The organism is Mycobacterium sp. GA-0227b (assembly GCF_001499855.1).
In the GTDB taxonomy this organism is placed as follows: domain Bacteria; phylum Actinomycetota; class Actinomycetes; order Mycobacteriales; family Mycobacteriaceae; genus Mycobacterium.
The window spans coordinates 354,807-377,313 of sequence record NZ_LQIK01000012.1; the positions used below are offsets into that span (position 1 = coordinate 354,807).

19 protein-coding genes and 1 tRNA gene are annotated in these 22,507 nt (G+C 67.7%); 11 read left to right on the top strand and 9 right to left on the bottom strand.

The features are described 5' to 3' along the window. Positions 1 to 171: 171 nt before the first annotated feature. Both mfd and AU185_RS12150 read right to left on the bottom strand, forming a co-directional pair. A complete protein-coding gene (gene mfd, locus AU185_RS12145; RefSeq protein WP_059098056.1) occupies positions 172 to 3,819 on the bottom strand; it encodes a transcription-repair coupling factor in 3,648 nt (1,215 codons plus the stop codon). A gap of 87 nt (positions 3,820 to 3,906) precedes the next feature. After that, a complete protein-coding gene (locus AU185_RS12150) occupies positions 3,907 to 4,512 on the bottom strand; it encodes a TetR/AcrR family transcriptional regulator (RefSeq protein WP_059098424.1) in 606 nt (201 codons plus the stop codon). Positions 4,513 to 4,656: 144 nt separating this feature from the next. Between AU185_RS12150 and AU185_RS12155 the strand changes: the two genes are divergently transcribed. The 8 genes from AU185_RS12155 to pth all read left to right on the top strand — a co-directional run bounded on the left by AU185_RS12155 (position 4,657) and on the right by pth (position 10,765). After that, positions 4,657 to 4,728 (top strand) — tRNA-Gln (locus AU185_RS12155). An 88-nt stretch (positions 4,729 to 4,816) separates the two neighbouring features. Next, positions 4,817 to 6,322, top strand: a complete 1,506-nt coding sequence (gene glmU, locus AU185_RS12160; RefSeq protein WP_059098057.1) for a bifunctional UDP-N-acetylglucosamine diphosphorylase/glucosamine-1-phosphate N-acetyltransferase GlmU — start codon at positions 4,817 to 4,819, stop codon at positions 6,320 to 6,322. 100 nt (positions 6,323 to 6,422) lie between these two features. After that, positions 6,423 to 7,403, top strand: a complete 981-nt coding sequence (locus tag AU185_RS12165) for a ribose-phosphate diphosphokinase (protein WP_059098058.1) — start codon at positions 6,423 to 6,425, stop codon at positions 7,401 to 7,403. A gap of 2 nt (positions 7,404 to 7,405) precedes the next feature. Beyond that, positions 7,406 to 7,762 carry an arsenate reductase (glutaredoxin) gene (gene arsC / locus AU185_RS12170; RefSeq protein WP_059098059.1) on the top strand — a complete coding sequence of 119 codons (357 nt, stop codon included), beginning with the start codon at positions 7,406 to 7,408 and terminating at the stop codon, positions 7,760 to 7,762. Beyond that, positions 7,759 to 8,436 carry an LpqN/LpqT family lipoprotein gene (locus tag AU185_RS12175; RefSeq protein ID WP_059098060.1) on the top strand — a complete coding sequence of 226 codons (678 nt, stop codon included), beginning with the start codon at positions 7,759 to 7,761 and terminating at the stop codon, positions 8,434 to 8,436. The genes arsC and AU185_RS12175 overlap by 4 nt, the downstream gene beginning before the upstream one ends. Before the next feature lie 29 nt (positions 8,437 to 8,465). Continuing rightward, positions 8,466 to 9,338 (top strand): oxidoreductase, encoded by an 873-nt coding sequence (locus AU185_RS12180; RefSeq protein ID WP_059098061.1) that lies wholly within the window; start codon positions 8,466 to 8,468, stop codon positions 9,336 to 9,338. 137 nt (positions 9,339 to 9,475) lie between these two features. Continuing rightward, complete coding sequence (locus AU185_RS12185) at positions 9,476 to 10,156, top strand: 50S ribosomal protein L25/general stress protein Ctc (RefSeq protein WP_059098062.1); 681 nt, start codon at positions 9,476 to 9,478, stop codon at positions 10,154 to 10,156. A gap of 6 nt (positions 10,157 to 10,162) precedes the next feature. Then, positions 10,163 to 10,765 (top strand): aminoacyl-tRNA hydrolase, encoded by a 603-nt coding sequence (gene pth / locus AU185_RS12190; RefSeq protein WP_059098063.1) that lies wholly within the window; start codon positions 10,163 to 10,165, stop codon positions 10,763 to 10,765. 15 nt (positions 10,766 to 10,780) lie between these two features. On the opposite strand, the gene AU185_RS12195 is transcribed toward pth, so the two are convergent. The 4 genes from AU185_RS12195 to AU185_RS12210 all read right to left on the bottom strand — a co-directional run bounded on the left by AU185_RS12195 (position 10,781) and on the right by AU185_RS12210 (position 15,667). Beyond that, on the bottom strand, positions 10,781 to 11,629 hold the full coding sequence (locus AU185_RS12195) for an ABC transporter permease (protein ID WP_059098064.1): 849 nt from the start codon (positions 11,627 to 11,629) through the stop codon (positions 10,781 to 10,783). Continuing rightward, positions 11,626 to 12,582 carry an ATP-binding cassette domain-containing protein gene (locus AU185_RS12200; RefSeq protein WP_059098065.1) on the bottom strand — a complete coding sequence of 319 codons (957 nt, stop codon included), beginning with the start codon at positions 12,580 to 12,582 and terminating at the stop codon, positions 11,626 to 11,628. Before AU185_RS12200 ends, AU185_RS12195 begins: the two co-directional genes overlap by 4 nt. Before the next feature lie 113 nt (positions 12,583 to 12,695). Continuing rightward, positions 12,696 to 14,330, bottom strand: coding sequence for a fatty acyl-AMP ligase (locus AU185_RS12205; RefSeq protein ID WP_059098066.1), 1,635 nt, complete (start codon positions 14,328 to 14,330; stop codon positions 12,696 to 12,698). Positions 14,331 to 14,692: 362 nt separating this feature from the next. After that, positions 14,693 to 15,667, bottom strand: a complete 975-nt coding sequence (locus AU185_RS12210) for a 4-(cytidine 5'-diphospho)-2-C-methyl-D-erythritol kinase (protein WP_059098067.1) — start codon at positions 15,665 to 15,667, stop codon at positions 14,693 to 14,695. A gap of 71 nt (positions 15,668 to 15,738) precedes the next feature. On the opposite strand from AU185_RS12210, the gene AU185_RS12215 reads away from it, so the two are divergent. Further along, the gene (locus AU185_RS12215; RefSeq protein WP_059098068.1) at positions 15,739 to 16,524 is read left to right on the top strand and encodes a serine/threonine-protein kinase; all 786 of its coding nucleotides are present in this window, start codon (positions 15,739 to 15,741) and stop codon (positions 16,522 to 16,524) included. 31 nt (positions 16,525 to 16,555) lie between these two features. Here the strand turns inward: AU185_RS12215 and rsmA are convergent, their stop codons facing one another. The 3 genes from rsmA to AU185_RS12230 all read right to left on the bottom strand — a co-directional run bounded on the left by rsmA (position 16,556) and on the right by AU185_RS12230 (position 19,543). Next, positions 16,556 to 17,479, bottom strand: coding sequence for a 16S rRNA (adenine(1518)-N(6)/adenine(1519)-N(6))-dimethyltransferase RsmA (rsmA, locus tag AU185_RS12220; RefSeq protein ID WP_059098069.1), 924 nt, complete (start codon positions 17,477 to 17,479; stop codon positions 16,556 to 16,558). After that, positions 17,476 to 18,603 (bottom strand): resuscitation-promoting factor, encoded by a 1,128-nt coding sequence (locus tag AU185_RS12225; RefSeq protein WP_059098070.1) that lies wholly within the window; start codon positions 18,601 to 18,603, stop codon positions 17,476 to 17,478. Before AU185_RS12225 ends, rsmA begins: the two co-directional genes overlap by 4 nt. Positions 18,604 to 18,694: 91 nt before the next feature. Beyond that, a complete protein-coding gene (locus AU185_RS12230; protein WP_059098425.1) occupies positions 18,695 to 19,543 on the bottom strand; it encodes a TatD family hydrolase in 849 nt (282 codons plus the stop codon). Positions 19,544 to 19,567: 24 nt separating this feature from the next. Here AU185_RS12230 and metG point away from each other — a divergent pair, with 24 nt between their 5' ends. Both metG and gdhA read left to right on the top strand, forming a co-directional pair. Continuing rightward, on the top strand, positions 19,568 to 21,115 hold the full coding sequence (metG, locus tag AU185_RS12235; RefSeq protein WP_059098071.1) for a methionine--tRNA ligase: 1,548 nt from the start codon (positions 19,568 to 19,570) through the stop codon (positions 21,113 to 21,115). A gap of 8 nt (positions 21,116 to 21,123) precedes the next feature. Next, on the top strand, positions 21,124 to 22,473 hold the full coding sequence (gdhA, locus tag AU185_RS12240) for an NADP-specific glutamate dehydrogenase (RefSeq protein ID WP_059098072.1): 1,350 nt from the start codon (positions 21,124 to 21,126) through the stop codon (positions 22,471 to 22,473). Positions 22,474 to 22,507 lie beyond the last annotated feature (34 nt).

Here is a 22,507-nt window from a genome sequence, read left to right on the forward strand (position 1 = left end):
AGGAAATTGCTCGACCGCCGACTGTCGGACGATCGCGCCGCCCCAGGTTTGGACGACTAATGCAACACCTTGACCCCCCGCTGTGTATGTCGCATCCGCGCCCCCGCCCCGTTATCAGCGCTGCCCGATCCGAGGGTCGAAAAGTTTGCAGAAAACGCCCTGACCAGGCGATTAGGCCGGAGAATTCGATCCGGAAATCACGTCGACGCTGCCCTGCGGCTTGCCGTCCAGAGCCAGCACCAGGTCGGCGACCATCTGCACCAGTTCGAGGTCGCGGATGCGTGGCGCACCGAGGCCGTCTCCGGCGCGCGGGATCGGGACCTGCACCGTCGACGTGGTCGCCCGGTAGTGCGCGCTCGGGTACATGCGCTTGAGCCGAAGTTGCTGGGAGTCCATCAGCTGCAGCGGCGCCAACCGCAGCGTCGACTCCGAGACCGAACTGACCTCGGTGATGCCGTAGTGCTTGAGCAGCAACCGCAGCCGCGCGACGGCCACCAGCCGCTGCGCAGGCTCGGGCAGCGGACCGTACCGGTCGACGAGCTCTTCGACGACGGAATCGACCGCGTTCTCGTCGGCGGCCGCCGCCAGCCTGCGATACCCCTCCAGCCGCAGCCGGTCGCTGCCGATGTAGTCCGGCGGCAGATGCGCGTCGACGGGAAGATCGATCCGCACATCTTTCGGTTCTTCCGGCGCGGCAACGGTTTTACCGTCCGCGGCCGCGCGGTAAGCCTCGACCGCCTCGCCGACCAGACGCACGTAGAGGTCGAAGCCGACGCCGGCGACGTGGCCGGACTGCTCGGCGCCGAGCACGTTGCCGGCGCCGCGGATCTCCAGGTCCTTCATCGCGACGGCCATGCCGGCGCCCAACTCGTTGTTCTGCGCGATCGTGGCCAGCCGGTCGTAGGCGGTCTCGGTCAGCGGAACCTCCGGCGGATAGAGGAAGTAGGCGTACCCACGTTCGCGGCTACGCCCGACGCGACCCCGAAGCTGATGCAGCTGGGACAGGCCGAACGTGTCGGCGCGTTCGACGATCAACGTGTTGGCGTTGGAGATGTCCAGGCCGGTCTCGACGATCGTCGTGCAGACCAGGATGTCGTATTCGCGGTTCCAGAATCCCTCGACGGTGCGCTCGAGTTGTTCCTCGGGCATCTGGCCGTGCGCGACGACGACGCGGGCCTCGGGCACCAACTCGCTGACCTTCGCCGCGGCCTGGTCGATAGACCTGACCCGGTTGTGGATGTAGAACGCCTGCCCGTCCCTGAGTAACTCGCGTCTCAACGCGGCCGCGAGTTGCTTATCCGAATGTGGCCCCACGTAGGTGAGCACCGGATAGCGCTCCTCGGGCGGGGTGAGGATCGTCGACATCTCGCGGATGCCTGCCAAGCTCATCTCCAGCGTGCGGGGAATCGGGGTGGCGCTCATGGTCAGCACGTCGACGTGGGTGCGCATCGACTTGATGTGCTCCTTGTGTTCGACGCCGAAGCGCTGCTCCTCGTCGACCACCACCAGGCCGAGGTCCTTCCACGTCACGCCGGTCTGCAGCAGCCGGTGCGTACCGATCACGATGTCGACGCTGCCGTCCTTCATGCCCTCGAGCACCGCCTTGGACTCGGCGGGTGTGGTGAACCTGCTGAGGCCCTTCACGGTGACCGGGAAACCGGCCATACGCTCGCTGAACGTCTGCAGGTGCTGATCTGCCAGCAGCGTCGTCGGCACCAGCACCGCGACCTGTTTGCCGTCCTGCACCGCCTTGAACGCCGCGCGCACCGCGATCTCGGTCTTGCCGTAGCCGACGTCGCCGCAGATCACCCGGTCCATCGGGACCGGTTTCTCCATGTCGGCCTTGACCTCGGTGATCGCGGTCAGCTGGTCGACGGTCTCGGTGAAGCCGAACGCGTCCTCCATCTCGGCCTGCCACGGGCTGTCCGGAGCGAATGCGTGGCCGGGTGAGGCCTGCCGCTTGGCGTACAGCGACACCAACTCTGCGGCGATCTCCCTGACGGCACTGCGCGCGCGGCTTTTCGTATTCGTCCAGTCGCTGCCGCCCAGTCTGCTCAGCGTCGGTGACTCGCCGCCGACGTAGCGCGACAACTGGTCGAGCGAATCCATCGGCACGTACAACCGGTCGGCCTTCTGCCCGCGCTTGCTCGACGCGTACTCGAGCACCAGGTACTCGCGGCGGGCGCCGCCCACGACGCGCTCGGTCATCTCGACGAAGCGGCCGATGCCGTGCTGGTCGTGCACCACCAGGTCACCGGCGGTGAGCGCCAACGGATCGACCACGTTGCGCCGCTTGGCGGCCAGCCGCTTGCCCTCCGTGGCGGCGGCCCGGTTGCCGGTGAGGTCGGTCTCGGTGATCACCACTAGGTTCGCGCCCGAGATGATCACGCCGTCGTGCAGAGGGCCCTTGAGCACACCGACGACGCCTTCCTTGAGCGTGCTACCCGGCTCCAGAAGCCCTGCGGGAACGTCGGATTCGGCGAGTTGCTCGACCACACGCTGCGCGGTGCCTGCACCGGGGGTGACGACGGCCGCGTGGCCGCCGGTGCTGACGTGGCCGCGCAGCATCGCGAAGATCTCGTTGACGCTGGATTGCTGACCGCGAGCTGACGGGGCGGGCCGGATGTCGAGTTCGAGCGCGGACTCGTCGGACAACTGGCTCAGCGTCCACCAGGGGTGGCCCGTGGCGCGGGCGGCGGAGCGGGCGTCGTCGAGTTCGACGAATCCCGACGCGCCCAGGGCCTCGAGGTCGATCGGGGTGTCACCCCCGACAGCTGCGGCCGACCACGACGCTTCGAGGAACTCGCGGCCGGTCTTGATCAGGTCGGCGGCACGGGTGCGGACCTTCTCCGGGTCGCAGATCAACAGCGGCGTGCCGGCCGGCAGATGGTCGGACAACGTCGACAACTGGCCGCGGTCCTCGGTTCGCTTGAGCAGCGGCAGCAGGGCCTCCATACCGTCGACGGGGATGCCCTCGGCCAGCTTGGCCAGCATGTCCGGCACGGTGCCCGGCAGCGTGTTCTCCTGCACCGGATGCTGGCGGGCCAGTTCGACGGCACGCTCGCGCACGTCGTCGGTCAGCAGCACTTCGCGGCACGCCACGGCGATCACGGTGTCAACCGCGATCTCGGGGATCGACCGCTGGTCGGCGACCGAGAACATGCGCATCTCGGACACCTCGTCGCCCCAGAACTCGATGCGAACCGGGTGCTCGTAGGTCGGTGGGAAGAGGTCGAGGATGCCGCCGCGAACCGCGAACTCCCCGCGCTTGCCGACCATGTCAACACGGGTGTAGGCCAGTTCGACGAGGCGCGCGATCACGTGGTCGAAGTCCGATTCGACCCCTACGGTCAACGTCACCGGCTCGACGTCCGCCACGTCGGGTGCCATCGGCTGCAGCAGCGACCTGGCGGTCGTGACGACCACGCGCAGCGGCGGTCCGAGACGCTCGTCATCGGGACGGGCAAGCCTGCGCAACACCATCAGCCGCGCACCGATCGTGTCGACCCCCGGCGAGAGCCGTTCGTGCGGCAGCGTTTCCCAGGACGGGAACATCGCGACGGCGTCGCCGAGCACACCGCGCAGTTCAGCCGTCAGGTCGTCGGCCTCGCGACCGGTCGCGGTGACCACGACGAGTGGTCCGGTCTGCTCGAGCGCGCACGCGACGAACAGCCGGGCGCTGGCCGGTCCGACGATGGCGAGATCGGCGGGTCTGTCGGCGGCACGACGCGAGAGCTCGACCAGTGAGGGATCGCGTAACGCCAGTTCGACAAGCCCGGCGATCGGGGTCGGGACAGATACGGTCCCCGATGCGGTCATGATGAGTCCATCTTAAGTGGAGTGGCGGTCCCGGTGCGCTGCCAGTCGCCGCAGCGACGGGTTCCGTGCCGAAATCGCTTGTGGGCGTTACTCGTCGAGCAGCGGCGGGTCGTTCTCCAGATGCATCAAGCCGTTCCAGCAGAGGTTGACCAGATGTGCGGCCACCACTTCCTTCTTCGGCTCACGGACATCGAGCCACCACTGCGCGGTCATCGACACCGACCCGACCAGAGCCTGGGCGTACAGCGGCGCCATTTCCGGGTCGAGCCCGCGGCGGGAGAAATCGCCGGCCAGGATCGAGGACACCTGGTTGACGGCCTCGTTGAGCAGCGTCGAGTATGTGCTGCCCGACGTGATCGCCGCCGGGGAGTCGCGGATCAGGATGCGGAACCCGTCGGTGCGCTCGTCGACGTAGGTCAGCAGCGCCAGCGCGACCCGTTCGATGCGCAGCCGAGAGCGGTTGTTGGTCATCCTGGTCAGCGACGACGTGATCCCGTCGAGCAGCGCGGACATCTCGCGGTCGACCACCACCGCGTACAGCCCTTCCTTGCCGCCGAAGTGCTCGTAGACGACGGGTTTGGAGACGTTTGCGCGCTGGGCGATCTCCTCGATCGAGGTGCCCTCGTAGCCGCGCTCGGCGAACAGCGACCGGGCGACGTCGATGAGCTGGTGGCGGCGTTCGGCGCCGGTCATCCGCGCGCGCGGAGCCCGCATCTCTTTGTCGAGTGCAGCCACGCTTTTGAGCGTAGTGCGTTGGACGTCCGGCGACGATCAAGCGGCGAGGTACGAGCCGCGATGAGAAGCTCGACCGTTGGACTAGCATCACGAGTTGATCGATCCGTCGTGGTGTAATCGGCAGCACCTCTGATTTTGGTTCAGATAGTTCAGGTTCGAGTCCTGGCGACGGAGCACTTTTTGCGGCGAGCGACCGCTAAATGACACCGTAGAGCGGCGTGTCGGCGTACAAACACGGTCACTCGCGCGGAGGGGGAACCTCATGACCAACCACCATCGCGATTCCGCCGTCGTGGTCCTTGCCGCGGGCGCGGGCACGCGGATGCGGTCCGACACCCCGAAGGTGCTGCACACGCTGGCCGGGCGCAGCATGCTCGCGCACGCCCTGCACGCGGTCGCCAAGGTGGCGCCCGAACGACTCGTGGTCGTGGTGGGCATGGACCGCGAGCGCGTGGCGGGCGCGGTCGACCGGCTGGCCGCCGAGCTCGGCCGGACCATCGACACCGCGGTGCAGGAGCAGCAACTGGGCACCGGGCACGCCGTGGAGTGCGGGCTGTCGGCGCTGCCACCCGAGTTCACCGGCACCGTGGTGGTCACCTCGGGCGACGTGCCCCTGCTGGACGCCGACACGCTGGCCGACCTAATCGCGACTCACAACGCCGAGGCCGGCGGCCGGCCCGCCGCGGCGACCGTGCTGACCACCACGCTGCCCGACCCGACGGGTTACGGCCGCATCCTGCGGACCCAGGACGGCGAGGTCATGGGGATCGTCGAGCAGGCCGACGCCAGCCCGTCGCAGCGGGCGATCGCCGAGGTCAACGCCGGCGTGTACGCGTTCGACGTCGCCGCGCTGCGTTCCGCGTTGAGCCGGCTGCACTCGGACAACGCCCAGCAGGAGCAGTACCTGACCGACGTCATCGCGATCCTCCGGTCCGACGGACACGTCGTGCGGGCCAAGCATGTCGACGACTCGATGCTGGTCGCCGGCGTCAACGACCGCGTACAGCTGGCCGAGCTGGCGGCCGAGCTGAACCGGCGCATCGTCGCGGCTCACCAACGGGCCGGTGTCACGGTCGTCGATCCGGCCACCACGTGGGTCGACGTCGACGTGATGATCGGCCGCGACACCGTCGTGCAGCCGGGCACCCAACTGCTCGGCGGCACCCGCATCGGCGGTCGCTGCCAGATCGGGCCGGACACCACCCTGGCCGACGTCACGGTCGGCGACGGCGCGACGGTGTGCCGCACGCACGGCAGCTCGTCGGTGATCGGTGATGGTGCGACGGTCGGGCCGTTCACCTACCTGCGACCGGGCACCGTGCTGGGCGTCGATGGGAAGCTCGGCGCATTCGTCGAGACCAAGAACTCCACCATCGGCGCCGGTACCAAGGTGCCGCACCTGACCTACGTCGGGGATGCCGACATCGGCGAGCACAGCAACATCGGCGCGTCGAGCGTGTTCGTCAACTACGACGGGGAGACCAAGAGCCGCACCACCATCGGCTCGCACGTCCGCACCGGATCGGACACCATGTTCATCGCCCCGGTCACCGTCGGCGACGGTGCCTACACCGGCGCAGGCACCGTCGTACGCGACGACGTGCCGCCGGGGGCGTTGGCGGTCTCGGCGGGTCCGCAGCGCAACATCGAGGGCTGGGTCCCGCGCAAACGCCCCGGCTCGGCGTCGGCCGCCGCGGCGGCTCAGGCATCGGGTCAGCCGCCGGGCCCCGACGACACGGCGGGCTCCGACGACGACGAAACAGCCTGAACCCGTCCCCTGTTGTTCACGATCTGGCCACCCGGGCACGGCCGGTGCGTGAAGCTACGTACGATTAAGCGGTATCGATCCCCGACCTTGAGGGCGCACTGTGGGCACCGAGTGGACCGACAACCGCAAAAATTTGATGTTGTTCTCGGGTCGGGCACACCCCGAACTCGCTGAGCAGGTCGCCAAGGAACTCGATGTCCCCGTGACGGCGCAGACCGCGCGGGACTTCGCCAACGGTGAGATCTTCGTCCGCTTCGACGAGTCCGTGCGCGGCTGCGACGCGTTCGTCCTGCAGAGCCATCCGGCGCCGCTGAACCAGCACCTGATGGAACAGCTGATCATGATCGACGCGCTCAAGCGCGGCAGCGCCAAGCGCATCACCGCGATCCTGCCGTTCTATCCGTATGCCCGGCAGGACAAGAAGCACCGCGGCCGTGAGCCGATCTCGGCGCGGTTGGTGGCCGACCTGCTCAAGACCGCGGGCGCCGACCGGATCGTCACCGTCGACCTGCACACCGACCAGATCCAGGGCTTCTTCGACGGCCCGGTCGACCACATGCGGGCGCAGAAGCTGCTCACCGGATACATCGCCGACAACTACTCCGACCACAACATGGTCGTCGTCTCGCCGGACTCCGGGCGGGTTCGCGTCGCCGAGAAGTGGGCGGACTCCCTGGGCGGCGTACCCCTCGCTTTCATCCACAAGACCCGCGACCCGCTGAAGCCCAACGAGGTGGTGTCCAACCGGGTCGTCGGCGACGTGCGGGGCAAGACCTGCGTGCTCACCGACGACATGATCGACACGGGCGGCACCATCGCGGGCGCGGTCAAACTGCTCAAGCAGGACGGTGCCGGCGACGTGATCATCGCGGCCACTCACGGTGTCCTGTCCGATCCCGCGCGCGAGCGGTTGACCGAGTCGGGGGCGTGTGAGGTGATCGTCACCAACACGCTGCCGATCGGCGAGGACAAGCGCTTCCCGCAGTTGACCGTGCTGTCGATCGCGCCCTTGCTGGCCAACACGATCCGCGCCGTCTTCGACAACGGTTCGGTCACCAGCCTGTTCGACGGGTCGGCGTAGCCGTGGCCTCGAAAGCTTCAGACGCAACCATCTTCCACAACCCCAAATGCTCGACCTCACGCAAGACGCTGGATCTGTTGCGGGAGAACGGAATCGAGCCGACGATCGTGCAGTATCTCAAGACGCCGCCGACTCGCGCCGAGCTGGCGAAGATGATCTCCGAGGCGGGTATCGACGTGCGGACCGCCGTTCGCAAGCGGGAACCGCTCTACGCCGAGTTGGGTCTCGCCCACGCCAGCGACGACGAACTCCTCGACGCGATGGCCGCCAACCCGATCCTGATCGAGCGGCCGTTCGTCGTCACTTCCAACGGTGTCCGGCTCGCCCGCCCGATCGACGCGGTGCGCGAGATTCTGTGAGCCGTCGGGGCTTTGCGCTTCTCGCGGCTGCGGTCGCGGTCGCTGTGGCGTCGGGCTGCGGCACGGAACCCCCCAACTACCAGTCGGTGTGGTCGACGTCGTCGTCACCGACGACCACCGCCCCGGCAGACGGCGACAAACCGGTGACGGTCGCGGCGTACCTCGAGCAGACCGGCGTGGTCGGCGACCCGGTCTTCCCCGAGAAGCTCACCGATCTGACCGTCACATACCCGACGCCGAAAGGGTGGGAGCCGTACTTCAACGCCAACTTCGCGCCCGGCACACGGGTGATCGCCAAGGGTGAGACGTATCCGATCGCGATGCTGGTGGTGATGAAGCTGACCGGCGACTTCGATCCGCGCGAGGCCATCAAGCACGGGTACGTCGCCGCCGAGATGTCGCAGAACTTCCGGCGCCTCAACGCCTCGATGGACGACTTCAAGGGTTTCCCGTCGGCGATGATCGAGGGCAGCTACGACCTCAACGGCCGACGGATGCACAGCTACAACCGCATCGTGATCGCCACCGGCGCACCACCGGCCAAGCAGCGCTACCTGATCCAGTTCACGGTGACGGGCTATGCCGAGAAGGCCGTCGAAGAGTCGGGCGACATCGAGCAGATCATCGGCGGCTTCAACGTCGCGGTGCCGAAGGCACCCCCGCCGCCCCGGTAGTTCTTGCCGCGGCTCACTAGGCTGTCGCCATGAGCGAATGGACCGCCGCCGACCTGCCCTCTTTCGCCGGACGCACCGTCATCGTCACGGGCGCCAACAGCGGTCTCGGGCTGGTCACGGCTCGTGAACTCGCCGGCGCCGGCGCGACGGTCATCCTCGCCGTGCGCAACACCGCCAAGGGCGACGAGGCCGCCGCGGCGATCACCGGTGACGTCGAGGTCCGCAAGCTCGACCTGCAGGATCTGGGGTCGGTGCGGGCCTTCGCCGACGGTATTGACGCCGTCGATGTGCTGGTCAACAACGCGGGCATCATGGCCGTCCCGTACGCGTTGACGGTCGACGGGTTCGAGAGCCAGATCGGCACCAACCACCTCGGGCATTTCGCGCTGACCAACCTGCTGCTGCCCAAGATCACCGATCGGGTGGTGACGGTGTCGTCGATGATGCACCTGATCGGCCGCATCAACCTCAAGGACCTCAACTGGAAGGCACGGCCCTATCTGGCGTGGCCGGCCTACGGTCAGTCGAAGCTGGCGAACCTGTTGTTCACCAAGGACCTGCAACGACGGCTGACCGCGGCGGGCTCGCCGGTCAAGGCGATTGCCGCGCACCCCGGCTACTCCGCAACCAACCTGCAGGGCCAGACCGGCAACAAGTTCGGCACCCGGTTCTGGCTTGCCGGCAACCGACTGTTCGCCACGAGCGCCGAGTTCGGCGCCCGCCAGACCCTGTACGCGGTGGCCGAGGATCTGCCGGGGGACACTTTCGTCGGCCCGCGGTTCGGCAGCCGGGGACCCACCGGCCCGACCCCGTTGCGCAGCCCGCTGGCGCGTGACGCACGGACCGCGACGGCGCTGTGGGAGCTCTCCGAGCAGCTCACCGGCACCAAGTTCGCGCTCTGATTTGGGCCCGAGCAGCAGTTGCGGCTACCCTTGCCGGTGATCACGGCGAGGGTGGCCTGCCACCGTTATCGACGCGAACCTCTTTTCGAGTGGTTGAGCCCTGGCCGTGCCGAGTACACGACAGGAGCACCCACCGCATGGCCAAGAACGCCCCCAACAACCTGACCGCTTCGGTCCGTACTGAGACCGGTAAAGGCGCCTCGCGGCGTGCCCGCCGCAATGGCAAGGTGCCCGCGGTCCTCTACGGTCACGGCAGCGACCCGCAGCACCTGGAGCTCGACGGCCACGACTTTGCCGCCGTACTTCGCCACGCGGGCACCAACGCGGTTCTGACGCTCGACATCAACGGCAAGGAGCAGCTCGCGCTGACCAAGGCGCTCGACATCCACCCGATCCGCCGCACCATCACGCACGCCGACCTGCTCGTCGTGCGTCGCGGCGAGAAGGTGACCGTCGAGGTCAACGTCGTCGTCGAGGGCGACGCCGCGCCCGGCACGCTGGTCACGCAGGATGCCAACACGATCGAGGTGGAGGCCGACGTCCAGTCGATTCCGGAAAACCTGACCGTGTCCATCGAGGGTGCCGACGTCGGTACGCAGTTCACCGCCGGCGCAATCGAGCTCCCGTCGGGCGTCACGCTGGTGTCAGACCCCGAGATGCTGGTGGTCAACGTCGTCGCTGCGCCGACGGAAGAGGAGCTGGAGGCCGAGGGCGGCGGTGCGACGCTGGAGGAGCAGGGCGCCGAGGTCGCCGAGGCGGAGGCCGCGGAGGGCGAAGGCGACACCGAAGAAGCCGCACCCTCGGAAGACTCCGAGTAGTCCGGCGTGGCCGAACCCTCCCCTGGCCAAGGGCGGGGGCCCCAGATCGTGGTCGGCCTGGGCAACCCGGGGCCTCAGTACGCCACCACCCGGCACAACCTCGGGTTCCTCGTCGCCGACATCCTCGCCAACCGCATCGGCTCGGGATTCAAGGTGCACAAGAAGTCCGGCGCCGAAGTGGCCACGGGCCGCATCGGCGGACGGCCGGTCGTGCTGGCCAAACCGCGTACCTACATGAACGAGTCCGGTCGCCAGGTGGGGCCCTTGGCCAAGTTCTATTCGGTGTCGTCTGCCGACATCGTGGTGATCCACGACGAACTCGACATCGACTTCGGCCGGATCCGGCTGAAGCTCGGTGGCGGTGTGGCCGGGCACAACGGTCTGCGATCGGTGAGTTCAGCGTTGGGCAGCAACGACTTTCAGCGAGTCCGCATCGGCATCGGACGGCCGCCCGGCCGGATGGACGGTGCGAAGTACGTGCTGTCGACCTTCAGCTCGGCCGAGTGGAAGGATGTCCCGACGATCTGCGAGCAGGCCGCCGACGCCACCGAACTCCTTGTGGCGCAAGGCCTGGAGCCGGCGCAGAACATCGTCCACGCCTGGGAATAGCCCGCCGCTCGCGCCCTAGTCTCCCGTACGGCGGGCGTAGGCGCGAAGCGCGAACGGCGCGAAGATCGCCGTCAACACCAACGACCAGACGATGGTGGCCAGCACCGGGTGATGCAACGGGAGCTGTGCGCTTTCCGGCGCGGGGCCGCCGTTGCCCCACAGTTCGCGCATCGCCTGCGCCAGCGACGACACCGGGTTCCACTCGGCGATCACTCGCAGCCAGTGCGGCATCGGCTCGGTGGGCACAAAGGTGTTGGCCAGGAACGTGATCGGAAACAACACGGTGAACATCACCCCGTTGACCGCCTCGACGGTGCGCAGCAGCGACCCGATCAGGATGCCGAACCAGATCATTCCGAAACCGAACACCAGCACGAGCGCGAACGCCAGCACCGCTTCGGCGACGCTGCCGCGGATGCGCCACCCGATGGCCAAGCCCGTGAGCGCCATCACCACCACCCCGAGCGACGAGTGGATCAGGCTCGCGATGCTGCGGCCGATCAGAACCGACGAGCGCGAGATGGGCAACGACCGGAACCGGTCGATGATGCCTTTCTCGACGTCGGCCGTGATGCCGGATGCCACGACGAACGCCGAGAAAACGATCGTCTGTGCCTGGATGCCGGGGAGCAGGAACTCGCGATAGTTCGTGCCACCGGGGTTGACGATCGAAGCGCCGAACACGAACGCGAACAGCAGCACGAACATGATCGGCTGCGCGGTCACGTCGCTCAACATCTCGGGCATGCGCTTGGTGTGGATCATGTTGCGTTTGACCATGATCCACGACTGCTGAGCGATGTTGGTGCGCCCGGTGTGCGCTGGTTCGACGCGCTCGGGCGCGGACGCGGTCAGGGTGGTCATGCCTCGACCTCCTCCTCGGTGCGGTGACCGGTCAGCGTGAGGAACACGTCGTCGAGGCTGGGCCGGGACAGCCCCATGTCGTCGACGTCGATGTTGCTCTCGCGCAGCCAGCCGGCGACGCGGATCATGTCGTCGAGACCGTCGGCGGCGGCGGTGAGTTCGCGCGCGCCGACGTCGACGTACACCTCGGCGCCGGTCTTGGCGAGCAGCGCCTGCGCGGCGGGAAGATCCTCTGCCTTCGCCACGGTCACGACCAGGCTGGCAGTGCCCGCCTGCTGCTTGAGTTGCAGCGGCGACCCCTGCGCGATGATGCGCCCCTTGTCGATCACCACGATGTTGTCGGCAAGCTGATCGGCCTCCTCGAGGTACTGCGTGGTCAGCAACAACGTCGTGCCATGCTTGACCAGGTTTCTCAGTGCGTCCCACAACTCGCTGCGGCTCCGCGGATCCAGGCCGGTGGTGGGTTCGTCGAGGAACAGCACCGGAGGCGACGCGATCAGGCTCACCGCGAGGTCGAGTCGGCGGCGCATCCCGCCCGAATACGACCTCACCACGCGGTCGGCCGCGTCGGTGAGCGAAAACTGTTCCAGCAGTTGGTCTCCCAGCCGCCGAAGAGCCTTCTTGCGAATGCCGTAGAGTGCGCCGATCATCCGGATGTTCTCCCGGCCCGTCAGCAGTTCGTCCACCGTGGCGACCTGTCCGGCCAAGCCCATGTTGCGGCGCACCTGATCGGGTTCGCGCACGACGTCGTACCCGGCGACGCGCGCGGTGCCGCTGGTCGGTTCGGTGAGCGTGGTCATCATCCGCACCGTGGTCGTCTTACCGGCGCCATTGGGACCCAGCAGACCCAGCACCGTGGCAGGCGGGACGGTGAAGCTGACGCCGTCGACCGCGGTGTTCTCACCGAAGCGCTTCACCAGGTCGATGGCTTCGACGGCGGGTGGGGAGGGCATGACAGGAACCGTATCGGCACTCGCCGACAAGTTGTTACCGCGCGAGCGACCGCAAAATGCCAACTTTCCGCGGCGTGTCGCGTACAGACGCGGCCGCTCGCGACACGAGGCGGTTAGGTGACGAGCGAGACCGAGGTGCTGCGGCGCAGCTTGCCCGAGGGCGTCTTCGGGATGGTTCCCGGTCCGAGCACGACGACGTTGCGCGGGCGGACGTCGACCTCGGCCACCACCTCATGGGCGACATCGTGTTCGATGCGACGAACCTCGGCGGGGTCCTGCCACGAGTTGGACTCGACCGCGACGGCGAAGGTCTCCCGCGAGTGACCGGCGTCGAGTCGCACGGCGACCGCGCAACCCGGACGGACACCGTCGACGCGGCAGGCGGCGCGCTCGATGTCGGTCGGATAGATGTTGCGGCCGGCCATGATGATGACGTCCTTGACTCGGCCGCAGACGACGATGTTGCCCTCGTCGGTGATGTAGCCGAGGTCGCCGGTGTCGTACCAGCCGTGCTCGTCCTGAGCGGGAATGAAGCCGCCCATCGTGATGTATCCGGGCGTCAGCGACTCGCCGCGAAGCTCGATCACACCGACGCCGCGCGGCGGCATCACGTTGCCGTGCTCGTCGATGACCCGGGCCTCCAGGTCGCGCAGCAGCGGCCCCAGCGAGGCCAGTCGCCGGGTGTTGCCCTTGGTGGCGGGCACGGCGCGGCGCAGCGCGGCCAGCAGGTCGGCGTCGACCTCGTCGACCACCAGACCCGCTCCGCACGGCGAGAACGACACCGCCAGGGTGGTCTCGGCCATGCCGTAGGCGGGCAGGATCGCGTCGGGCCGCAGGCCGAACGGCTTGCCGGCGTCCAGCAGGTCCTCGACGTCCGCGGGCTCGACGGGTTCAGCTCCCGACAGCGCGAAGCGCAGCGTCGACAGGTCGAACTCGCCCGGCTTGGCCTGACGCCGCAACCGCTTGGCGAACAGCGCGTACGCGAAGTTGGGGGCGGCCGTCATGGTGCCCTTGTACTTGTCGATGAGCTTTGCCCACAGCAGCGTGTCGCGCAGGAAGTCCATCGGCGTGACCTTGACCAGTTCCGCGCCGAAGTACATCGGGATGGTGAGGAAGCCGACCATGCCCATGTCGTGGAAGCAGGGCAGCCAGCTGACCATGACGTCCTTCTCGACGTCGTACTCGGCGCCGATGAACATGGCCTCGGCGTTGGAGTAGATGTTGCGGTGCGTGATCTGCACGGCCTTCGGGGAACCGGTGGATCCCGACGTCAGCTGCATCAGGGCCAGGTCGTCCTCGCCGACCTCGACGGGGTCGATCGGCTCGGATGCCAGCAGATCGCCGACCGTGAGGACCTTGATGCCCTTCTCCTCGAGCACCGGGATCGCCACCAGGAACGGCTCGGACACGATCACGGCCTTGGCCTCGATCATGCCGATCACGGTCATGGTGTCCTCGGCCCACACGGCCAGGTCGGTGCGCGGCGTCGGCTGGTGCAGCATCGTCAGGCTGGCGCCGCGCATCCACAGGCCCTGGGCGGTCGGCGCGATCTCGACGGGGAAGCCGGCCAGCACGCCGACGGCGTCGCCTTGGCCGATGCCCGCGGCGGCCAGGCCGCCCGCGATGCAGCGCGCTCGCTCGTGCACCTCGCCCCAGGTGTGGCGGATGGGCTCGTGGGGTTCACCGGTGACCATGCCCGTCGTTACGGTGCGGGCATTGCGGTACATCTTCTCGGTGAATCGGCTCACGACGACCTCCTCGGCTCCAGAGCGAATCCCCTGGCGTAATGCTCCGCCTGATCAGGCACGCGAGCGCTGAGGCGCGCACACAAATCGGGAGCGGTTGAGTCTCGAATCGGTGATGCACCGGAACCTACGCCGCGTCTGACGAGACTCCCACCGAGGTTTCCGGTGGGGAAGAAAGTCGCGTCCGCTGCATGACCGCTAGTTTTCACCGCCGCTCATCTTAAGCAACTCTTAAGTAGCCGCCAAACTCTCGCGAGAATTGAGGTCTGGCTCACACCGGCTCGTTATCAAACCGATGTCGAGCGCTCAACTGGGTACAGAATTTCGCGGGTTTTGCGTACCAGGTTGCGCGCTCGCGGCAGACGTCACACCGATGTCGACGGTGCGGGTACCACCCGCGCGCCCTGCACGGGACCGCTGGCCACCCGCACCGTGCGACACACCCCCGCGCCGGCGAGTTGTGCGCCGACGTCGACCGCCGCACTCGCCGACGCGCACAGGAACGCGCACGTCGGCCCCGAGCCCGAGACGATGCCCGCCAGCGCCCCCGCCTCGGTGCCGGCGCGCAGCGTGCGGCGCAGCCCCGGGTCGAGGCGCAGCGCCGCGGGCTGCAGGTCGTTTCCGAGCAGCGGCGCCAGCTCAGCCGCATCGCCGGACGCCAATGCGGCCAACACCGGCTCCGGGTCGTCGAGTCGAGGCGGCGCCTTGCGGTCGGACTCCTCGGTCTCGCGCAACCGGTCGATCTCGGCGAACACGGCAGGCGTGGACAGCCCGCCGTCGGCGAACGCCAACACCCAGTGGAATGTGGTGCGGGCGAGCACGGTTGCCAGCTCCTCCCCGCGACCGGTGCCCAACGCCGTCCCGCCGTGCAATGCGAACGGCACGTCGCTGCCGAGTTGAGCGGCCAGCGCATGCAGATCGCGCCGCGGCACGCCCAGCTCCCACAGCGTGTTCATCGCCACCAGCACCGCCGCGGCGTCTGCGCTGCCGCCCGCCATCCCGCCGGCCACCGGGATGGACTTCTCGATCACAATCGCCACATCCGGCGCCCGGCCCACGTGCTCGGCCATCAACTCCGCCGCCCGCCACGCGAGGTTGCGCTCGTCGGTGGGCAGCGACTCGGCCCCTTCACCGGACATCTCCACGGTCAGCATGTCGGCGTTGCGGACGGTGACCTCGTCGAGCAGCGAAACGGCATGGAACACGGTGGTGAGCTCGTGATAACCGTCGTCGCGGCGGTCCCCCACCTCCAGGTAGAGGTTCACCTTGCCGGGCACCCGAACGGTGACCGACCCGGTGGGAACCCACTCCGAGGCGGTGTTTCCGTTCCAGCCTGGCACGGCACGACACTATCTGGTGACCAGCAGTCGTCTCACCGGGTCAGGGCCGTCACCGGCACTAATCTGGGAATGTGCTGTCCGCCGGCGACCGGTTCGAAGGCTACGTGGTCGACGAGGTCCTCGGCCGCGGCGGATCCGCCACCGTCTACCGGGTGCACGGCGCCGAGGACGCGGCGCGAGTGGTCGCGCTGAAGGTCCTCGACGAAGACCATCGCCACCTCGCCGAGCTGGCACGGCTGCGAAGGGAATTCGATTTCGCCCACCGGTTGGACCATCCCCACATCGTCACGGTGTACGAGCGCGGTCCCGGTTGGCTGACGATGGAGTTGGTTGCGGGCGGCGGGGTGCAAGGCCTGCGGAAGCTCTCCGATCGCATCACCGCGCTGAGCCAGATCGCCGACGCGCTGGACTACATCCACAACCGCGCGATCGTGCACTGCGACGTCAAACCCGCCAACATCCTCGTCGACGGCGCCCGCGCCGTTCTCATCGACTTCGGGGTCGCGGTCACGATCACCGACGACACCTGCCGGCGCCCGACTCAGGTGGAGGCGTCGTTGGCGTACTCGGCGCCCGAGCTCATCGCGGGCCGGGCACCGAGTGAGGCGACCGACGAATATGCGCTGGCCTGTACCGCGGTCGAGTTGGTCACCGGGTCGCCGCCGTTCCGGGAGGACTCCCGGGTCGGTCTGGTCGACGCACACCTGCACCGCCAGCCGCCGCGGTTCTCCCGCGAGATCGACTGGCTGCCGCGGGCTTTCGACTCGATAATGGCCAAGGCATTGTCGAAGGCGCCCGCGGACCGCTACCGGTCCTGCCGCGAGCTCGTCGCGTTGATCGCCCGCGCGTTGCAGTAGTTGCCGGTGATCCGAGGCTTCCGAGCGCGTCTCAGGGCACGCCGATCGAACCCTGCTGCTCCTGCTCGTGGGGTTCGCCGACCGGAGGCGCGTCGGCCTCACCGGACCGCTGCAGCAGCCGGACGAAGTCGGCGATCGAGAGCGTTTCGCCGCGACGCGACGGGTCGATGCTGGCGGCCAGCAGCCTGCGCGCCGACTCGTTGCCCGAACCCGCCCATTCGGCGAACGCGTTGCGGGCCGTCTTGCGGCGCTGCGCGAACGCGATGTCGATCAGCTCGAACACCTTGCGGCGGAAGCCGTCGTCGGTGGGCCACGGCGGGGTCTCGTGGCGTTCGATGCCCACCAGGCCCGAGTACACCCGCGGGATCGGCCAGAAGACGGTCGGCGACACCATGCCGTAACGCCGGACGTTGCCGAAGAACCGCACCTTGGCGCTGGGCACGCCGTACTCCTTGCCGCCCGGTTCGGCGGCGAGTCGCTCGGCCACCTCGGCCTGCACCATCACCATCACGGTGCGGATCGACGGCAGCTCGGCCAGCAGGTGCAGCAGCGCGGGCACCGCGACGTTGTAGGGCAGGTTCGCGACCAGGGCCGTCGGCTCCTCGTCCAGCTCGGCGCGACGCAGCGTCAGGACGTCGCGGTTGAGCACGGTGAGCCGGTTGATCTCGCTGTGCGAATGGTCGGCGATCGTGGCCGGCAGCTGCCGGGCCAACACCGGGTCGATCTCGACGGCGGTCACCCGCGCACCGCGGTCGAGCAGGGCCAGCGTCAGCGAGCCCAGTCCGGGGCCGACCTCGAGGACGTGGTCGTTCCTGTTGATCCCGGACGCCGAGACGATCCGCCGAACCGTGTTCGCGTCGTGGACGAAGTTCTGACCGAAGGCTTTACGCGGCCGGAAATCGATCTGTTTGGCCAGCTGCCGTATCTCAGTCCGTCCGAGTAATCGAATGGTCAGCGCGCCCCAATCCTCCCGCTACACGTCGGCCACGCTCCCCAGCCTTGCCGCGCCCGAGTGACTTCAGCAATCGCGATTTGCTCTTCTCGTGTCGCCAAATCAGCTCTCGCAGCATACCTCAGACCGCCGTTGCGCTCCCATGTGTTCTGGTCGAATTGGACGCCACCGTAGTAGCCGTTGCCGGTGTTGATAGCCCAATTACCTCCCGCTTCGCAGCGAGCAAGCGCGTCCCACGTCGCGCCGTTGGACACCGGCGGCACCTCGGTGCCGGGTTTCGTGCCGACCCGCACCACGCCTTCGCGGGCCGGCGTCACGACGACATTGGCTACTGGCAACCTGCCGGTCTCAACGCCGTTGACCTTTGCCACCGCAAAGATCACGTCCTGGGTGCCGGGCGCGCCGGGGTCCTCGACGATCTCGCGGCTCTGGTTCAGCGTCGGGTCCTCGATGCGCTTGTGGGGCGCCGGCAGCGGCACGCGCTGGGCGACCTTTTCGATCCGGTTGCGGGTGACGTCGATCCTCATGCCGTCGGCCACGGGCGCGGATGCGGCCGGCACGACGGTGTCGCGCTGCTCGAGCGGCGCGCCGGCGGCCGCGAGCAGACCTGCGACGTTCGGTGCGGCCAGTGTGACGGTGCGCATCGCCCCGCCGTCGTTGATATGCACGGTCTTGGCGCTGACGACCGGCAGCGACATGCCCGCCAGCGGAACCCGGCTGCCGCGCGAGGCGGCGGCGGGCGCCGTGTCGGTCATCTTCAGCTGCGAGAGCGCCTCGTCGACCGTCGATGCGGTGGTCCACACCTGTCGGCTGTCCTGCCCGTCGAGGGACACCTGCAGCGGACGGCTGCGACGCAGCACGATGGTGTCGGCCTGGTGCACCGGCTGATCGGCGGCCGGGTACAGGTCATCGCGTTCGCCGACGTCGAAGCCGTTCTCTTGAACGACGTCGATGACGCGCGACTTCATCGTCGCCACCGTCGTCGAGGAGCCGTCCACGGTCAGCGTGACGGTCTTGTGCGCGGCTACGGCATAGCCACCGGCGAAAGTGAGTGCGAGCAGCGTCGCACCGACCAGAAGACGTAGCAATGGCGAGCGCGCTTCATGGAGTTTTGTGAAAGTGTTCAAAACGTCGTATATCTCCGACTATCGGGCCGAATGCGGCTGCGGGGGTAGCGCTCCGGTTTCGATCACAGCACGGTAACGGAGTGGCTCGGCGTCAGCAACTCGCAAGGCCGTAGGTGCGCGCGGCGGTCGCGGTAGTTTCCCGCGCAACTACCTCTGCCGGCTTGTCGATGATCCGGGCGAGCGCCCGGACGGTGTAGGGCAGGCAATACGGCTCGTTGGGTGCGCCGCGGTACGGGTGCGGGGTGAGGAACGGCGCGTCGGTCTCGACGATCAACTGCCCCGGAGGAATCAGCGCCGCGGCTTCCTGCAGGGCCTTGGCGTTCTTGAAGCTGACGGTGCCCGACAGGCTCAGCACCCAGCCCTGGTCCACACACGTGCGCGCCATCTCCGGGCCCGAGGAGAAGCAGTGGAAGATGACCGTGTCCGGGGCCCCTTCGGCGCTCAGCACGTCGAGGATCCCCGCGTCGGCCTCGCGGTTGTGGATCATCAGCGGTTTACCGGTGCGCTTGGCGAGGTCGATGTGCCAGGCGAACGCGTCGCGCTGGGTCGCCGGGTCGGCGCACCCGTCGAGCTTGCCCGGCCAGTACAGGTCCAGGCCGGTTTCCCCGACCGCGACGACGCGGGGATGGGCGGCAAGTCGCTCGATGACTGCCTTGGCCTCCTCGGTCAGCGCGTCGGCCCGCGTCGGGTGCAGGGCGACCGCGGCGTAGACGCGCGCGTCGGCGTCGGCGGCCTCGGTGGCCCATCGCGCGGACTCGAGGTCGTCGGCGATGGTGACGACGGCCTGCACGCCGACCCCGGCGGCGCGGTCGACGATCTCGGTGACGCTCGCCGGGTCCGTGGCGCCGCACGCATCGAGATGGGTGTGCGCGTCGATCAGCGGGCTCAGCGGCGCCGGGGCGGGCGGCTGCTCCCTTCTGCCTGGGCGCTTCTCACTCACCGCCACACCATAAGCTGAGGCCAAATGAGCGAGCCTTTCTACATCACCACGGCGATCGCCTACCCGAACGGCGATCCGCACGTCGGACACGCCTACGAGTACATCGCCACCGATGCGATCGCGCGGTTCAAACGGCTGGACGGCTTCGACGTGCGCTACCTGACCGGTACCGACGTGCACGGGCTGAAGATGGCCGAGGCCGCGCAGGCGCTGGGTATCCCGACGGCCGAGCTGGCGCGGCAGAACTCCGATGTGTTCGAGCGCCTGCAGCGCAAGCTCAACATCTCGTTCGACCGGTTCATCCGGACGTCCGACGCCGACCACCACGAAGCGTCCAACGAGATCTGGCGGCGGATGAACGACGCCGGCGACATCTACCTCGACTCGTACCGGGGTTGGTACTCCGTGCGTGACGAACGGTTCTTCACCGAAGCCGAAACCAGCGTCGGCGCCGACGGTGTGCGGGTGGCAACGGAAACCGGCGCTCCGGTGACGTGGACCGAGGAGCAGACGTACTTCTTCCGGCTGTCGGCCTACACCGACAAGTTGCTCGCGCACTACCGGGCGCACCCGGAGTTCATCGAGCCCGACGTGCGGCGCAACGAGATCATCAGTTTCGTCTCCGGCGGGCTGCGCGATCTGTCGATATCCCGGACGACGTTCGACTGGGGCGTGCCGGTACCCGATCATCCCGACCACGTCATGTACGTGTGGGTGGACGCCCTGACGAATTACCTGACGGGCGTGGGCTTTCCGGACACGTCGTCCGAGGTGTTCCGACGTTATTGGCCGGCCGATCTGCACATGATCGGCAAGGACATCATCCGGTTTCACGCCGTCTACTGGCCGGCGTTTCTGATGTCTGCCGGAATCGCGTTGCCACGCAGGGTCTTCGCGCACGGATTCGTGCTCAACCGAGGCGAGAAGATGAGCAAGTCGGTGGGCAACATCATCGATCCGGTGAACCTCGTCGACACGTTCGGGCTCGATCAGGTGCGGTACTTCTTCCTGCGCGAGGTCCCGTTCGGTCAGGACGGCAGCTACAGCGAAGAGGCCATCATCGGGCGCATCAACGCCGACCTCGCCAACGAGTTGGGCAACCTGGCGCAGCGTTCGTTGTCGATGGTCGCCAAGAACCTCGACGGAATCGTCCCCGAGCCAGGCGATTTCACCGCCGAGGACACCGCGTTGCTGGAGTCGGCCGACTCGTTGCTGGACCGGGTGCGCGCCCACTACGACGCCGTGGCGATGCACCTGGCGCTGGAGGCCATCTGGTCCGTGCTGGGGTCGGCGAACAAGTACTTCTCGGCCCAAGAGCCGTGGGTGCTGCGCAAGTCCGAGTCGCCCGAGGACCAGAGGCGGTTCGGCACTGTGCTGTACACGACGCTGGAGGTCGTACGGATCGCGGCACTGCTGGCCCAGCCGGTGATGCCCGACTCGACCGCCAAACTGCTCGACCTGCTCGGTCAGGACCCCGACGAACGCTCCTTCGCCGCCGTCGGTATCCGATTGAAGCCAGGCACCGCCCTGCCGGCCCCGACCGGCGTGTTCCCCCGCTACCAGGCTGAGTGATTCGAAAAGTGAACGGACTGCACGAAAAACTGCACGACATCTACGAAGAGGTCGCGCGGCGCAACGCCGGCGAGACCGAATTCCACCAGTCCGTGTTCGAGGTGCTCACCAGCCTCGGACCCGTGGTGGAGAAGCATCCGGAATATGTCGACTCCGAGGTGATCCGGCGGCTGTGCGAACCGGAACGCCAGATCATCTTCCGGGTACCCTGGGTCGACGACCGCGGCACGGTCCAGATCAACCGCGGCTTCCGCGTCGAGTTCAACTCCGCGCTGGGCCCCTTCAAGGGCGGTCTGCGCTTCCATCCGTCCGTCTACCTCGGAATCGTCAAATTCCTTGGCTTCGAGCAGATCTTCAAGAACTCGCTGACCGGCATGCCGATCGGCGGCGGCAAGGGGGGCGCGGATTTCGACCCCAAGGGCCGCACCGACAACGAGGTGATGCGGTTCTGCCAGTCGTTCATGACCGAGCTGTACCGCCATCTGGGTGAGTACACCGACGTGCCCGCCGGTGACGCCGGCGTGGGTATGCGTGAAATCGGTTACCTGTTCGGGCAGTACAAGCGGATCACCAACCGCTACGAGTCCGGCACGCTCACCGGCAAGGGGTTGACCTGGGGCGGTTCGCAGGTCCGCACCGAGGCCACCGGATACGGAACCGTGTTCTTCGTCAACGAGATCCTCAAGGCCAAAAACGACAGCTTCGAGGGCAAGCACGCCGTCGTGTCCGGCTCGGGAAACGTCGCGATCTACGCCATCGAGAAGATCCAGGAACTCGGCGGCATCGTGGTGGCCTGTTCGGACTCGAGCGGCTATGTCGTCGACGAGAAGGGTATCGACCTCGAGATCCTCAAGGAGATCAAGGAAGTGCGGCGCGGCCGGGTGGCCGACTACGCCGAGATACGTGGCGGCGCCGCCACGTTCGTCGAAGACCGCAACGTGTGGAGCGTGCCGTGCGAGATCGCGCTGCCGTGCGCGACGCAGAACGAGGTCAACGGCGACGAGGCGCTTGCGCTGATCGCCAATGGCTGCCGGATCGTCGCCGAAGGCGCGAACATGCCGTGCTCCCCCACCGCGGTCAAACACTTCGCGGGGGCCGGGGTGACGTTCGCACCGGGTAAGGCCGCCAACGCGGGCGGTGTCGCAACCAGCGCGTTGGAGATGCAACAGAACGCGTCGCGGGACTCGTGGACATTCGTCGACACCGAGCAACGGCTGGAGCAGATCATGCGCCGCATCCACAATCGCTGCCTGGCCACCGCCGACGAGTACGACCAACCCGGCAACTATGTGGCGGGGGCGAACATCGCCGGGTTCATCCGGGTGGCCGACGCGATGCTGGCGCTCGGACTCGTCTGACCGCTTAGAGTGACCCACGTCACGTTCTGTCACG